Origin of the sequence: Actinoplanes auranticolor (genome assembly GCF_018332655.1) — a bacterium.
Classification (GTDB): domain Bacteria; phylum Actinomycetota; class Actinomycetes; order Mycobacteriales; family Micromonosporaceae; genus Actinoplanes; species Actinoplanes auranticolor.
In genome coordinates, this window is the sequence record NZ_BOQL01000025.1 from 18,610 (window position 1) to 32,713 (window position 14,104).

Sequence of the window (14,104 nt, forward strand, 5' to 3'; positions counted from 1 at the left end):
AATGAATCGCAACTCCGGGCTCTGTAGTCCCGGCCGGCCGAACTCTCATCGGCACAGACGAAAAGCTAAGAGCGCGAAGTGACCGGCTCCCCGGGCATAAGTGAACGCAGGGTGAACAGGTCTGCGCCGGTTCGTAGCCTTTGGCTGTGGAGGGGTTGTCCGTTACGTGAACCGAGGGCGCGACGCCGTATATGTCCGTTATTTTGTGTTCTCTTTCGAGCCCGGCTGACCGGGTTGGGACGCGTGGGATCAGCCCGTGTGAGGTGGCTTACTCACCGCTCGTCACGCCGGAACCGGAGCGCCGCGCCGGCCGGTGACGGTCGTCCCGTGACGGGTCAGCCGCGGCTGTACATCACGTCGGTGGAGTGGATCTCGAAGCCCAGCCGCCGGTAGAGCGCCACGGCGGCGGTGTTGGACTCGTCCACGTAGAGCAGCACGTCCGCCAGGCCGAGGCCGGCGAGATGCCGGAGACCGACCACGCTCAGCGCGGCGCCCAGCCCCCGGCGGTGGCCGCCCGGATCGACGCCCAGCACGTAGATCTCGCCGATCGCGGGCTCGCCGCCGTCGGCGGGATGCACCTTGGTCCAGTGGAAGCCGAGCAGCCGGTCGTCGGCCGGGTCCACCGCCAGCAGGAAGCCGGCCGGATCGAACCACGGCTCGCCGAACCGCAGCCGCAGATCGTCGGCCGTCCAGCGGCCCTGCTCCGGGTGGTGGGCGAAGGCCCGGGAATTGACGCCCAGCCAGGCGTCGTCATCGGCGCCGGGCACGAAGGCCCGCAGGGTGACACCCTCGGGCAGGGGCACGTCGGGCAGGCCGGACAGGGACCGGCGCATCTGCCAGAGCACACGGGAGCGGGTGAAGCCGGCCTTCTCGGCGAAGGCCCGCGCCGCCTGCTCGTCACCGTGCGCCCAGAACTGGAGCGGGCCCGGACCGGCCGCGGTCAGCAGGGCGGTGCCGTGGCCGCGGAGCCGGTGTTTCGGGTGCACCACCAGCTCGCCGGACGTCCCGTCCAGGTAGGCGTAGCCCGCCAGGGTGTCGTCCGCGTAGGCGAGCAGGTGGGTGCGGCCGGAGCCGCGCAGGCCGAGGACGCCGTCCTCCGACAGGGGGTGGACACCGTCGGCCTCGTCCGCCGCGGCGGCCAACGTGAGCACGTCAGCCGCCTCGGCGGGGGAGAGCCGGTCCCGGGTGCGGACCGTCGTCATACGGGCAGGGACACGGGCTCGTTGTCGGGCAGCTGGCGGCCGCTCGGCGGGACCACGAACTTGTAGCCCACCTGGCGGACGGTGCCGATCATCGACTCGTACTCCGAGCCGAGCTTGGCGCGCAGGCGCCGCACGTGCACGTCGACCGTCCGGGTGCCACCGAAGTAGTCGTAGCCCCAGACCTCGCGCAGCAGCTGGTCGCGGGTGAAGACCCGGCCCGGGTGCTGGGCGAGGAACTTGAGCAGCTCGAACTCCTTGTAGGTGAGGTCGAGCGGCCGGCCCTTGAGCTTGGCGGCGTAGGTGTCGGGGTCGATGTTGAGCTCGCCGGCCCGGATCGAGCCGCCGGCCCCGGCCGTGGCGTTGGTCAGGCGGCCGACCGCCAGGCGCAGCCGGGCCTCGACCTCGGCCGGGCCCGCGCTGGCCAGGATGACGTCGTCGACACCCCAGTCGGCGTTGAGGGCGATCAGGCCGGCCTCGGTGACCACTGCCATCAGCGGGACACCGATGCCGGTCGCGTGCAGCATCCGGCACGTCGCGCGGGCCTCGGAGAGCTCCGAGCGGGCGTCGACGAGCACGGCGTCCGGGCTGGGCCCGGACACCAGAGTGCGCACGTCGCGAGGCGCCGTGCGCACGGAGTGGGGCAGCAGGTCCAGGGCGGGAAGCACGGCGGACGGTTCACCAGCACGTGTCGTCACCAACAGGAGGATTTCCACACTCACCTCGATCCTCGCGGCCCGCAGGCCGCTCGGGTGACCCGGTCTGCACAGCTCAGGGCTGCGCCACCGGTAGGACTTGTCCCGGCGTCACCGACGGGTGGGCTGCGAACACCTTAACCGATGCAGCAGGCGGAAAGCCCTGGTCGGATCGCCAAGTGATGTGAACTACGCCCCCGAGGTGGCCGAACGGCCGAACCGTAACCAGCCTTTCACCCGACCGGAATCCCAGGCGCAATGGGAGCGCATCCATGTTGCCGGCGGGTGACGTGTGGGATGACCCCGCTGCGATGAGCACGATCGGCCCCGCGTCTGGCACGATCGCAGGCGTGCTTCCCTCCGCGCCGCGCGACAACGACTCCTGGGACGACGACGTCTCCCGGGAGATCGCCCGGTCGGCGCCGGGCCGGTCCTCGTCCGGCTTCTACGCCGGCGCCCCCGAGCCCGCCTCCCGGATCGGTGCCCGTGGCGGCGATCCGGAGGAGGACGACGAGGAGATCGAGGAGGAGATCCCCGAGGTCCCGGTCCGCCGTCAGCTCTCGGTGGCCATCGCCGGCTTCGCCGCGCTGCTCGGGGTGGGGCTGGTGCTGGGAGCGCAGACCTCCGGTCCGGACGCGCGCCTGCCGTACGCGATCGTGGTCTTCGGGGTGCAGCTGCTCTTCATCCTCGCCTTCACCATGGCCATCCGGCCGCCCGCGGCCGGCACGGTCGCCGGGGTCTGCGTGGCCGCCGCCCTGGTGGCCGACTATCTGGCGGTCAACCGCGAACCCGCCGGGATCCTGCCGCTGATCGTGGTCGCGGTGGCCGGCTATGCGGTGGCCGTGGCCGGGCAGTTCATCCGTCCCGGCGACCGGATGCACGTGCGCGACGCGCTGAGCGGCACGTTGCTGATCGTGGTCGGCGTGGTCTCGTTCGCGCAGCTGATCGTGCTCACCCGCAAGCCCGTCGGCACCCAGGCGGTGCTGGTCTGCCTGACCGCCGTCGCCGTGGCGGTGCTGGTCGCGCATCTGGTCGACGCGTTCTTCCCGCGGCCGCGGATCGCGCCGCAGGTGCCCCGGGGGGCCACCGGCATCATCGTCGGGGCCATGCTCGGCACTTTGGCGGCGGCCGGGCTGGGCAGCGTGCTGGTGCTGCCGTTCACGCCGGCCAAGGGGGCGCTGCTCGGCTTCGTCGCCGCCGGGGTGGCCATGCTGGTGGACCTCGCGGTCAACTACTCGGAGGTGGGCCGCCGGATGGCCGGCGACACCCCGACCTTCTGGGTGGCCCGGCACATGCAGGGTCCGCTGGGCGCGTTTGCCCTGGCCCTGCCCGGTGCGTACGTACTGACGGCCTTCTTCCTCGGTTGAGGGTGTCCCGGGAGCTCGCATCGGGCATATACCGTGCCCCAACCTGAGGTGAACGGGAGGCCGTAGTGGCTGAGGTGTACGGGTCCGCACGGCCGCGCAAGCGCTGGGGTCGGCGTCTGCTGATCACCTTCGTGGTGCTGCTGCTCATCATCGGTGCGGCGCTGGTCGCGGTGGACCGGTTCGGCGCGTCCTACGCCGAGCGGGAGATCGGCGACCGGGTCGCCCAGCAGCTCACCGAGCAGAAGGCCACGGCCGAGAAGCCGGACGTGACCATCGCGGGCGTGCCGTTCCTGACCCAGGTCCTCGCCGGGAACTACCAGGAGATCAAGATCCTGCTGAACAAGTTCTCCGGGCCGGCCGGCGACGGCAAGACCATCAAGATGGACAAGCTCGACATCCGGGCCAAGGACGTGAACGCGCCGCTGGACACCGTGCGCTCCGGCAACGGCGACATCGTGGCCGCCACGGTCACCGGCGTCGGCACCCTGACCTATCCGGACCTCGCCGACCTGATCGGCCAGGAGGGTCTCAAGCTCAGCGAGCGCGACGGCAAGCTGATCGGTGCCGCGCCGTTCCAGGCGCTGGGCCAGACCTTCAATGCCACCGGTACGGCGAACCTGGCGGTCAAGGACGGCGTCGTCAGTGTCACCTTCGCCGACGTCACCGCCGAGGGACTGCCGAACATCCCGCTGGTGCGCACCCTGGTCGACAACTACGTCAAGCAGCTGGCCTTCAACCTCGAGGTGCCGGCGCTGCCGCTGGGCCTGAAGGTGCAGAAGGTCGAGCCGCGCGCCGACGGCCTGTACGTGACCACCGGCGCCAGCAACGTGTCCCTGAGTTCAGGCGGCTTGTGACCCCTCCCTCAATCCCGGATGGTGGTCGACGGTGTTCCGAGCCGTGGACCCGCTGGTAAGGTCACGTTCATGAGCCCTCTGCTCACCAAAAGGCGCGCGGTCGACCTGTGCCGCGTGGCCGCCTGCCTGTGTCGCCCTGTCATCTGACGGGGCCATGCACGCTGCGCAGGATCTGATCTTCCTCTGATTCTCCCCGCCCGGCAGTGGCGCCGTCGCACCCAACCCAACGTGATCCGTACCGCAAGGGTCCCGCGCGGGGTGCGACCAGATCTCCGCGCGTCGACTCACCCCCACCTCACCTGACAAGGGAGTACTCCGATGAGTCGCGACACCGCACTCGTCTCTGCCGACTGGGCCGAGAAGAACCTCGACACGCAGGGCGTCGTCTTCGTCGAGGTCGACGAGGACACCACCGCCTACGACGGCGGCCACATCCCCGGCGCCGTGAAGATCGACTGGAAGACCGACCTGCAGGACCCGGTACGCCGCGACTTCGTCAACCAGGAGCAGTTCTCCAAGCTGCTGTCGGCCAAGGGCATCGCCAACGACGACACCGTGATCCTCTACGGCGGCAACAACAACTGGTTCGCGGCGTACGCGTACTGGTACTTCAAGCTCTACGGGCACGGCGACGTCAAGCTGCTCGACGGTGGCCGCAAGAAGTGGGAGCTCGACGCCCGCCCGTACAGCAAGGACGTCCCGAACCGCCCCGCGACGCAGTACCAGGCGTCCGCGCCGGACCTGTCGATCCGCGCCTTCCGTGACGAGGTCGTGCAGGCCATCGGCGTGAAGAACCTGGTCGACGTGCGCAGCCCCGACGAGTTCGCGGGCCGGCTGCTGGCCCCGGCGCACCTGCCGCAGGAGCAGTCGCAGCGCGGCGGCCACATCCCGACCGCGATCAGCGTGCCGTGGAGCAAGGCGGCCAACGAGGACGGCACCTTCAAGTCCGACGAGGAGCTCGCCAAGATCTACGGCGAGGCCGGTCTGGACGGCAGCAAGGACACCATCGCCTACTGCCGCATCGGCGAGCGCTCCTCGCACACCTGGTTCGTGCTCAAGGAGCTGCTCGGCCAGCAGAACGTGAAGAACTACGACGGCTCCTGGACCGAGTACGGCTCGCTCATCGGCGTGCCGATCGCGCTCGGCGACGAGCCGGGGAAGGCGTGACCATGACGTCTCCGTCGAACATCGCGGACGGCTGCGCCGCGCCCGACCAGTCGGCTCCCATCCCGGCCAGTGTCGATCTGCAGAAGGAAACCGTGATCACGGGCGTCGTGAGCAACGCCGAGGGTGAGGCGGTGGGTGGCGCGTACGTCCGCCTGCTCGACTCCACCGGCGAGTTCACGGCGGAGGTGGTGACGTCCCCGGAGGGGGTGTTCCGCTTCTTCGCGGCCCCGGGCACCTGGACCCTGCGGGCCCTGTCCCGGCACGGCAACGGCGACCTGGCCGTGGATGCGACCCGCGGCGTCAACGAGGTCGGCCTCAGCGTCAGCTCCTGACCCACGCTCTGTTGCCGAAGGGCGGGACCCGCACCGGGTCCCGCCCTTCGTCGTGCAAGCATGGCTGCCGTGACCGTCCCCGCGTACCACCCCGCTCCGCCACCTCCGGCTGCCCCGCGGCCCCGGCGGCGCTGGTGGCTGACGGGGGTGGTGGTGACCTGGGCCCTGGTGCTGACCGGCCTCGGCGTCTGGTCCGTGCGTAACGATCCGCCCACCGTGCCGGAGCAGCGGGACATCGCGGCCGCGCTGCCCGTGTTGCAGCGGGCCACCGGGGTGACGCTGGCCGCGGCCGACGCCGCCGGCCGGGTGGTCACCCTGGGCGAGCTGAGCTTCGACCGCGACTGTGCCCTCACGCCGGTGCGCGAGGGGGTCGAGGCGACCCGGGAGATCACCGTCCGCGTCCAGCCGGGTCAGGTGCCCGGCACGCTGGAGGCGATCGCCCGCGCGATGCCAGCCGGGTACGCGGCCAAGGCCCGGCACAACGAGGCCCGCACCCGTTACGGCCTGCGGGCCGACGCGGGTGAGTTCGTGGGGGTCGACACCACCGCCGACGCGGACGCCACCGTCTTCACCCTGCTGGTCTCGACGGGATGCCGGCCGCTCGCGGACGGTGTGGACCTCGATCCGGCGCCGGTCGCAGCCACCGAGGTGCCGCCGGCGTTCACGGCTGCGCTGCGGGCGTTGCAACCGACCGCGGCGGAGGCCACGGCCAGTGAGGTGTCGTGCCCGAACGGCGGCATCGCCCGGACGGTCACCGCCGATGAGGTGATCGCACCCGCCGATCTCGGGCGAGCGCTGCGGGGTGCCGTCGCCGGGGCCGTGGTGGTGCAGTCCGACCCGCACATGTGGGCCTACCGCGCCGGGACCGTGTCGGTGGTGGTCAGCGACAGCGAGGGCCGGGCCCGGGTGGACGCCACCACCGGTTGTCGTTGATAAACCTTCCATCGAGCACGACCGATCTATAATCCACCGTGACTGCACGCCCTGGCCCACCCGGAGGCTGCTGTGGATCGTCGTACCTTCCTGGCCGGAACCCTCGCTGTGCCCGCCGTAGCGGCGGCCACCGAACTCCTCACCGCGACGACGGCCCGAGCGGCCGCGCCCGGCTACGTCGTGAACCGCGCGCCGCTGCGCCCCGACGCCTTCCTGCGGCTGACGCCCGGCCGGACCCGGGCCGGCGGCTGGCTCGCCACCCAGCTCGGCCACCAGCTCAACGGCCTCAACGGCCGGCTGACCGAGGTCTCGCACTTCCTGCGGTACGACCAGACCGGCTGGATCCGTCCGGAACTGGGCGGCTGGGAGGAGGTGCCGTACTGGCTCAAAGGCTTCAGCAGCCTGGGCTACGTCACCGGTGACGCCCGGGTCGTCGCGGAGACGAAGCGCTGGATCGACGGCGTGCTCGCCACCCAGGCGACGGACGGCTATTTCGGCCCCACCCGCCTGCGGACCAGCCTGGACAACGGCCCCGACCTGTGGCCGCACATGCCGATGCTGCACGCGATCCGCACCTTCGGTGAGTTCACCGGCGACGAGCGGGTCGTGCCCTTCCTGACCCGCTTCCTGCGCTACGTCAACGGCTGTCCGACCAGCGTCTTCTCGCAGAGCTGGGGCAGCTACCGATGGGCCGACACGCTGGAGGTGGTGTTCTGGACCTACAACCGCACCGGCGACGCGTTCCTGCTCGACCTGGCCCACAAGATCCACGCGAACTCCGCGAACTACGTGAACAACCTGCCGTCGCTGCACAACGTCAACCTGGCCCAGGGTTTCCGGGAGCCGGCCGTCTACTCGGTGCTCTCCGGCGACGCCGCGCACCGGCAGGCCAGCTACGCCGACTACGACCTGGTCATGCAGACCTACGGGCAGTTCCCCGGCGGCGGGTTCGCCGGTGACGAGAACGCCCGCCCCGGCTTCGGCGACCCCCGGCAGGGCTTCGAGACCTGCGGCATCGTCGAGTTCATGGCCGGGCACGAGATGCTCGGCCGGATCACCGGCGACCCGGTCTGGTTCGACCGCGTCGAGGACCTGGCGGTCAACTCGCTGCCCGCGGCGCTGGACCCGCAGCAGCGCGGCATCCACTACATCACCAGCGCGAACAGCATCTCGCTGCGGGACCACACCGGCAGCCAGGGGCAGTTCCAGAACGGCTTCCCGATGCAGGCGTACATGCTCGGCATCGACAACTACCGGTGCTGCCCGCACAACTACGGCATGGGCTGGCCGTACTACGTCGAGGAGATGTGGGCGGCCACCCCCGACGCGGGCCTGGCCGCGAACCTGCACGGTCCGTCGCGGGTCACGGCCGCGGTGGCCGGGGGTACGGAGGTGACCGTCAGCGCCGACACCGCGTACCCGTTCGGCGACACCATCACGTACACGGTCAGCACCCCGGCGAGCGTGGCGTTCCCGTTGTACCTGCGGATCCCCGGCTGGTGCACCGACCCCGTGCTCACCGTCAACGGTGCCGCCGCGGTTGTCGCGGCCGGCCCGGCGTACGGGAAGATCAGCCGGACCTGGCAGAACGGCGACCGGGTCGTGCTGCGCCTGCCCATGCGCACCCGGGTCCGCACCTGGCCCGCCATGCAGGACAGCGTCTCCGTCGACTTCGGCGCCCTGACCTTCTCGCTGGCCATCACCGAGAAATGGACCCGCACCGGCGGCACCGAGACCTGGCCGACCAGCGAGGTCCGGCCCGGCTCACCGTGGAACTACGGGCTCGACGGCGCGACGTCCTTCGTCGTGACGACCGGCCTCGGCGACGTGGCCGATCCGTTCACCCCGGCGACCGCGCCGATCCGGATCACCACGCCGGCGCGCCGGATCCCCGCCTGGACGGCCGACAGCGACGAGATCGTCACGCCGTTGCAGGACAGCCCGACGCCGTCGGCCGAGCCGGTCGAGACGGTCACGCTGATTCCGATGGGTGCCGCGCGGCTGCGGATCACCTCGTTCCCGACGATCGGGGACGGCCGGCCGTGGGTCCCGCCCGGCGTGGCCTTCCGGATCCGCAACCAGCACAGCGGCAAGGTGCTCGGCGTCGACCAGATGTCGCAGGCCAACAGCGCGCGGGTGGTGCAGTTCGCGGACAACGGCACGGCGGACCATCTCTGGCAGCTCGTCGACAACGGCGACGGCCACGTCCGGATCCGTTGCGTGAACTCGGGCAAGGTGCTCGGCGTCGACCGGATGTCCACCGCCGACTCGGCCCAGGTGGTGCAGTTCGACGACAACGGCACCGCCGACCATCTCTGGCAGCTCGTCGACAACGGCGACGGCCACCTGCGGATCAGGAACAAGAACTCCGGCAAGGTGCTCGGCGTGGCCGGCATGTCCACCGCCGACTCGGCGAACGTCGTGCAGTACGCCGACACCGGCACCGCCGACCACAACTGGCAGCTCATCCCGGACGGCCCGGTCAAGCTGCAGGTGACCCACACCGGCAAGGTGCTGGCGATCCAGGACATGTCCACCGCCGACGGCGCCCAGCTCACCCAGTGGCCATCGACCGGCACCGCCGACCACGTCTGGAAGTTCGAGGACGTGGGCGGCGGCCACTTCCGGATCGTGAGCAACCTGACCGGCAAGTGCGCCGAGGTCGGCGGCTCCTCGATGACCGACGGCGCCCGGGTGACACAGCGCGCCTACGCCGGCGGGGCTCACCAGCAGTGGCGGCTGGCCTGGGCCGGTGCCGGTGCCTTCGTGCTGGTCGCCCGGCACAGCGGGAAGGTCCTGGAGGTGTCCGGCCAGTCCACTGCCGACGGTGCGGTGGTCACGCAGTGGGCGGACCTGGGCGGGGCGAACCAGCGCTGGCGGATCGTCCCGGGTTAGCAGCCGGCCGGGCGGGCCGGCTCGCCGAACTCCACCAGGGCCATGTTCACCTCGGTCGTGGTGGCCAGCCGGCGGAAGCCGGTGCCGAGCGCCAGGTCGATGGTCCGGCCACCCCGGTCGGGCAGGAACTTCATGGCGACGTCGCCACTCACCAGGGCTCGCACCACCGTGGCGGCGCCCACCGCCTGGGGCCCGTACCGGAGCACCGCCACGGGTCCCGCGTTGTCGGCGTCCGGATCGAACCACCTCAGCTCGTCGGCGACGAAGCCGCGATGCTTGAGCTCGATGGCCGTCTCGCCGACCAGGTCGGAGCGGCCGACGACCTTGATGATCACGTCGCCGGGGTCGTCGGGCAGCTCGAGGTCGACGGGGAACGAGCAAACCGACGACGAGGGGGCAGCGGGCGGCGGGGCGACCGGATCCGCCGCACCACCGGCGACCGAACTCAGGCCGAATCCGCCCGCTACGACCATCGTGGCGAGCGCCGCTGCCGTGCCGGCCCGGCGGCGACGGATCCGGCTGCGCCCCCGGGCCCGGACGGCAGCCGCCGGGGCCAGCCGCAACTGCTCGACGTCCGCCTCGAGCTCGGCGAGCCGCTCACGAACGGGTCGGGACATCGTTGACCTCCTGGGGGTGGTCGCCGAGCAGCTCGGCGAGCGCGGTGCGGGCCCGGGACAACCGGGCTTTGACGGTGCCGGCCGGGGCGCCGGTGTGCAGCACGATGTCGTTGACCGACATGTCGTACAGGTAGTGCAGGGCCACCGCCTGGCGCTGGGCGGCCGGCAGTTGCTGCAGGGCGGCGACCACGGCCACCCGATCCGGTGACGGGCTCGGCGTCTCCACGTCGGGCGGACCCATCCGGGCATGCGCCGCCCACCGGCGCCGCAGACCCCGCCACCGGTTCGCCGCCAGCCGCCAGCCGGCCGCGCGGACCCAGCCCTCCGGGTTCTCATAGCCGGACACCTTCGGCCAGTGCTGCCAGGCCCGGGCGTACGCCTCCTGGGCGATGTCCTGTGCGTCGGCCAGGTCGCCACAGACGGCGTACAGGTAGAGCACGACGCGCCGGGCGCTCGCCTGGTAGAAGGCGTCGAAGTCAGCGGTACTGGGTGGCATGACCAAGTACACCCCGCAGCGGCGGGGCCGGTTGCATCCTGGTCAGTAGACGAGCGCTTGCGCGCCCCCGGCCATGATCTCCTCGACGAACACCGCGGCGCCGGCGATCCGGATACCCGGCAGCACGTCGTCCGGGCCGATCTGCCGGCGGGCGGCGCACTGCGTGCAGGCGGTGACCCGGCCGCTGCCGATCAGCAGGTCCAGCAGGTCCGGCAGCGGTGCGGCGTGCGGCAGCTCGAACTGCGCGGCCCGGCCCGGCAGGGCGAACCAGGTGGACTCGCCGGTGAGCCAGAACGAGACGTCCACCCCGGACGCGGCCGCGGTCGAGGCCACGGTGAACGCCTGCGAGCAGCGCTCCGGGGCGTCCGCGCCGGCGGTTGCCTTGACGACGAGCAAGCGGGCCATGCCGGTCAGCATAGGATGGGCCGGTCATGGTTACCGAGATCGGGTTCGTGAGTCTGCTGGTCGCCGGGTTCGGCGGGCTGGCAGGCGGTTTGGGCTATCTGGCGATGCGCATTGCAAGGGGACGCTGGTGAGCAGTGAGACGGAAAACCCGCTGGGCCCGCCGCCCTGGCTGAACGCTCCGCCGGTCGGGCCGTACCCGTACGAGGACACGCACGACCTCCGCAAGGGACCGGATCTGCACCCGGCGCTGCTGGGGCTGTTGCCGTTCATCGGGTTGTGGCGCGGCCGCGGGCAGGGTGGCTTCCCGGCGCCCGAGGACTTCGACTTCGCCCAGGAGGTCCGGATCAGCCACGACGGGCGGCCGTTCCTGGCGTACGAGTCGCGGATCTGGATCCTGGACGCGGATTCCCAGCCGGTGCGGATGGCCGACCGGGAGACCGGCTGGTGGCGGCCCGTCCTGGTGAACGACCGGCCGGGCGACGAGATGGAAGCCACGATGATGACGCCGGACGGCGTCATGGAGCTCTACGTCGGGCGGGTCAACGGCACCCGGCTGGAGATGGTCACCGACGCGGTCGTCCGCACGCCGTCAGCCCTGGAGGTCACGGCCGGTCACCGGCTGTTCGGCATCGTCGACGGGGCGCTGCTCTACGCCCACGAGATGTCCGGCATGGGCGAGACCTTGGTGCCGCACTTGTCGGCGAGGTTGCTCCGTATCGGTGGCTGATCTTCCCCAGATCAAGGTCAAGGTCAGGATGTCGTGCCTGGTTGCATGGTGCTGACCGTCGCTCCCGCCGAACGCGAGGTCCGTGCTCGGTCAGGAGCCGTCGAAGCCGAGCAGGGCGAGGAGGCGCGGGCTCCACGGTGACGCCGCTCGCGCGGCGCCATCGAGGGTGCGCGCCTCGGCCAGGCCGCGCAGGGAGCTGGCCAGCCAGATCGCGTCGGTGGCCGGCAGGTCGGCTGCGGTGATCATGCGTTCCTCCGGGCGCAGGCCCAGCTCCGGCGCGCGGCTGAGCAGGTGGGCCGCGGTGGTGCCGGGGAGGATGCCGGTCTGCTGCGGCGGGACCGTGCAGAGGGTGTCGCCGGTGAGCCAGATGAGGCTGGCCGTCGGGGCTTCCAGGGCGTGGCCGTCGGCGCGGAGCCAGAGGACGTCGTCGGCGCCCTGGTCCTTGGCCCAGCGGGTGGCGGCGAGGTTCTCCGCGTACGAGATGGTCTTGGCCGTGGCCAGCGACCAGGGTGGGCGGGCGGTCAGGCCCAGGTCCGCGGTGATCAGCTTGATGCCCTCCCGGCGCTGGCGGCGGGCCGTGGCCGGCACCGCGCCGACCGTGGCATAGAACGTCGCCGGGGTGACGATCAACCGCAGGGCGCCCTCGCCGCCGGTCCGGGCCTGCGCCGCTCGGGCGGCCAGTGCGGTGAGCTCCGCACGCGGTGGCAGCGGCAGCTCCAGCAAGGCCGCCGACCGGGCCAGACGGTCCAGATGGGCGTTGAGCAGCCAGGGACCGTCCGGGCGCAGGTGCAGCGTCTCGAAGACGCCCTCGCCGTACAGCACGCCCCGGTCCGCCGGGCTCAGCTCACCTGAGCCGGGGATCACCATCAAGCTGTCGCTCACCAGAGAAGAGGGTATGCCGAGCGAACTATGCTCGTAGCGTGTCCTCCTCTTCCCTCGCCGAGATGCTCCGGGAGCGCGGCCTGCGACTGACTCCGCAGCGCCAGCTGATCCTGGAGGCGGTGCACGAGCTGGGCCACGCGACCCCCGAGCAGATCCACCACACCGTGCGGCAGCGCGCGGCGGGCGTCAACATCACCACCGTCTACCGCACCCTCGAGCTGCTCGAGGACCTCCGGCTGGTGAGCCACACCCATCTGTCGCACGGGTCACCGACGTACCACCGGGCCGGCGAGGACCAGCACGTCCATCTGGTCTGCCGCGACTGCGGGTCGATCGACGAGGTCGATCCGGCGGTGATGCTGCCGGTGACCGAGCAGCTGCAGCGGGACCGCAACTTCCGGGTCGACGTGGGGCACGTGTCCCTGTTCGGCGTCTGCGGCGACTGCAAGGAGCAGCCATGACCACCGTTCTCATCGAGGAGCTGGAGCCCGCGTCGGCCGACGCCGGCGTACCGGCCCACTACGGCGACCCGATGCGCGAGCAGCGCACCCTCGACACAGCCGTCGGCCTGGTCGACCGCTCCAACCGCGACGTGCTCGCCGTGCCGGGCGAGGAACGCGCGAGCTGGCTGCACACCCTGACCACCCAGCACCTCAGCGATCTGCGCGCCGGGCAGGGCACCGAGCTGCTCGTGCTCTCCCCGCACGGGCACGTCGAGCAGCACGCCCTGGTCGCCGAGGACGGCACCATCGCCTGGCTCGACACCGAGCCCGGAGCGGGCGCGGCCCTGCTGAAGTACCTCGAGATGATGCGTTTCTTCACCAAGGTCGAGCCGCGCGACGCGAGCGCCGAGATCGCGGTGCTGTCGCTGATCGGGCCGCACGCGGTGGCCGCCGCGCGGGAGCACCTGGGCGTGGAGCTCGCCGAGCCGCGGATCTTCGAGGTGCCCGGCCCGAAGTTCGCCGCCGGGACGGTGCCGGCCGCACCGACCGCGCTCTACGACGTGCGGCCGTTCGGTGCCGGTGCCCTGGCGCGGCGGGTGCCGCTGGGCGTCGACCTGCTGGTGCCACGCTCGTCGCTGGAGAGCGTGCTCGCGCTGCTGGCCGGCGTGCCGAAGGCGGGGCTGTGGGCGTACGAGGCGGTCCGGGTGGCGCACCGGGTGCCGCGGCTGGGCTGGGAGACCGACCACCGGACGATCCCGTCCGAGGCGGGCTTCGTGGCGCCGGCCGTGCACCTCGACAAGGGCTGCTACCGCGGCCAGGAGACGATCGCCCGGGTGCATCACCTGGGCAAGCCGCCGCGCCGGCTGGTGCTGCTGCACCTCGACGGGATCGCCACCGATCAGCCGCCCGCGCAGGGCACGCCGGTGACCCTGGACGGCCGGGCCGTGGGCTACGTCGGCACCGCCGTCCGCCACCACGAGCTGGGCATGATCGCGCTGGCGGTGCTCAAGCGCAACGTCGCCGACGATGCGGCGCTGCTGGTGGGGGAGTCGGCCGCGGCCATCGACATCTCCTGAGCAGGGGCGGCATGAC

The 14,104-nt window shown here is 71.6% G+C and carries 17 protein-coding genes; 11 read left to right on the plus strand and 6 right to left on the minus strand.

The window, feature by feature from the left end; translation table 11 throughout:
- Window positions 1-335 precede the first annotated feature (335 nt).
- Window positions 336-1,202, minus strand: a complete 867-nt coding sequence (gene mshD / locus Aau02nite_RS15325; RefSeq protein ID WP_212989092.1) for a mycothiol synthase — start codon at window positions 1,200-1,202, stop codon at window positions 336-338.
- Window positions 1,199-1,915, minus strand: a complete 717-nt coding sequence (locus Aau02nite_RS15330; RefSeq protein ID WP_212989174.1) for a winged helix-turn-helix transcriptional regulator — start codon at window positions 1,913-1,915, stop codon at window positions 1,199-1,201. The genes mshD and Aau02nite_RS15330 overlap by 4 nt, the downstream gene beginning before the upstream one ends.
- 329 nt (window positions 1,916-2,244) lie before the next feature.
- On the opposite strand from Aau02nite_RS15330, the gene Aau02nite_RS15335 reads away from it, so the two are divergent.
- From Aau02nite_RS15335 to Aau02nite_RS15360, 7 genes are all read left to right on the plus strand, one after another.
- Window positions 2,245-3,261, plus strand: a complete 1,017-nt coding sequence (locus Aau02nite_RS15335) for a hypothetical protein (protein ID WP_246595162.1) — start codon at window positions 2,245-2,247, stop codon at window positions 3,259-3,261.
- Window positions 3,262-3,326: 65 nt separating this feature from the next.
- A complete protein-coding gene (locus Aau02nite_RS15340; RefSeq protein WP_246595163.1) occupies window positions 3,327-4,115 on the plus strand; it encodes an LmeA family phospholipid-binding protein in 789 nt (262 codons plus the stop codon).
- 69 nt (window positions 4,116-4,184) lie between these two features.
- Window positions 4,185-4,262 (plus strand): Ms5788A family Cys-rich leader peptide, encoded by a 78-nt coding sequence (locus tag Aau02nite_RS47780; protein WP_322790998.1) that lies wholly within the window; start codon window positions 4,185-4,187, stop codon window positions 4,260-4,262.
- Window positions 4,263-4,433: 171 nt separating this feature from the next.
- Window positions 4,434-5,282: a sulfurtransferase gene (locus Aau02nite_RS15345; RefSeq protein WP_212989094.1), complete on the plus strand. Its 849-nt coding sequence runs from the start codon at window positions 4,434-4,436 to the stop codon at window positions 5,280-5,282.
- A gap of 2 nt (window positions 5,283-5,284) precedes the next feature.
- Window positions 5,285-5,614 (plus strand): DUF1416 domain-containing protein, encoded by a 330-nt coding sequence (locus Aau02nite_RS15350; protein ID WP_212989095.1) that lies wholly within the window; start codon window positions 5,285-5,287, stop codon window positions 5,612-5,614.
- Window positions 5,615-5,683: 69 nt separating this feature from the next.
- Entirely contained in the window at window positions 5,684-6,547 is an 864-nt protein-coding gene (locus Aau02nite_RS15355) for a hypothetical protein (RefSeq protein WP_212989096.1), read from the plus strand.
- Window positions 6,548-6,619: 72 nt separating this feature from the next.
- Window positions 6,620-9,442, plus strand: a complete 2,823-nt coding sequence (locus tag Aau02nite_RS15360) for an RICIN domain-containing protein (RefSeq protein WP_212989097.1) — start codon at window positions 6,620-6,622, stop codon at window positions 9,440-9,442.
- Here Aau02nite_RS15360 and Aau02nite_RS15365 read toward each other — a convergent pair.
- Genes Aau02nite_RS15365 through Aau02nite_RS15375 form a run of 3 tightly spaced genes read right to left on the minus strand, consistent with a single transcriptional unit; the run spans window position 9,439 to window position 10,972 of the window.
- The gene (locus Aau02nite_RS15365) at window positions 9,439-10,059 is read right to left on the minus strand and encodes a LytR C-terminal domain-containing protein (protein WP_212989098.1); all 621 of its coding nucleotides are present in this window, start codon (window positions 10,057-10,059) and stop codon (window positions 9,439-9,441) included. The genes Aau02nite_RS15360 and Aau02nite_RS15365 overlap by 4 nt on opposite strands.
- A complete protein-coding gene (locus Aau02nite_RS15370) occupies window positions 10,040-10,555 on the minus strand; it encodes an RNA polymerase sigma factor (protein ID WP_212989099.1) in 516 nt (171 codons plus the stop codon). Before Aau02nite_RS15370 ends, Aau02nite_RS15365 begins: the two co-directional genes overlap by 20 nt.
- Window positions 10,556-10,597: 42 nt before the next feature.
- Window positions 10,598-10,972, minus strand: coding sequence for a DsrE family protein (locus Aau02nite_RS15375; protein WP_212989100.1), 375 nt, complete (start codon window positions 10,970-10,972; stop codon window positions 10,598-10,600).
- Between the two features lie 14 nt (window positions 10,973-10,986).
- On the opposite strand from Aau02nite_RS15375, the gene mtfM reads away from it, so the two are divergent.
- Entirely contained in the window at window positions 10,987-11,091 is a 105-nt protein-coding gene (gene mtfM, locus Aau02nite_RS47380; protein ID WP_281420991.1) for a small membrane protein MtfM, read from the plus strand.
- Window positions 11,088-11,687 (plus strand): heme-binding beta-barrel domain-containing protein, encoded by a 600-nt coding sequence (locus Aau02nite_RS15380; RefSeq protein WP_246595164.1) that lies wholly within the window; start codon window positions 11,088-11,090, stop codon window positions 11,685-11,687. The genes mtfM and Aau02nite_RS15380 overlap by 4 nt, the downstream gene beginning before the upstream one ends.
- Window positions 11,688-11,777: 90 nt before the next feature.
- On the opposite strand, the gene Aau02nite_RS15385 is transcribed toward Aau02nite_RS15380, so the two are convergent.
- Window positions 11,778-12,569: an aminotransferase class IV gene (locus Aau02nite_RS15385; RefSeq protein WP_246595165.1), complete on the minus strand. Its 792-nt coding sequence runs from the start codon at window positions 12,567-12,569 to the stop codon at window positions 11,778-11,780.
- A gap of 62 nt (window positions 12,570-12,631) precedes the next feature.
- On the opposite strand from Aau02nite_RS15385, the gene Aau02nite_RS15390 reads away from it, so the two are divergent.
- The gene (locus tag Aau02nite_RS15390) at window positions 12,632-13,030 is read left to right on the plus strand and encodes a Fur family transcriptional regulator (protein ID WP_212989177.1); all 399 of its coding nucleotides are present in this window, start codon (window positions 12,632-12,634) and stop codon (window positions 13,028-13,030) included.
- Complete coding sequence (ygfZ, locus tag Aau02nite_RS15395) at window positions 13,027-14,088, plus strand: CAF17-like 4Fe-4S cluster assembly/insertion protein YgfZ (RefSeq protein WP_212989102.1); 1,062 nt, start codon at window positions 13,027-13,029, stop codon at window positions 14,086-14,088. The genes Aau02nite_RS15390 and ygfZ overlap by 4 nt, the downstream gene beginning before the upstream one ends.
- Window positions 14,089-14,104 lie beyond the last annotated feature (16 nt).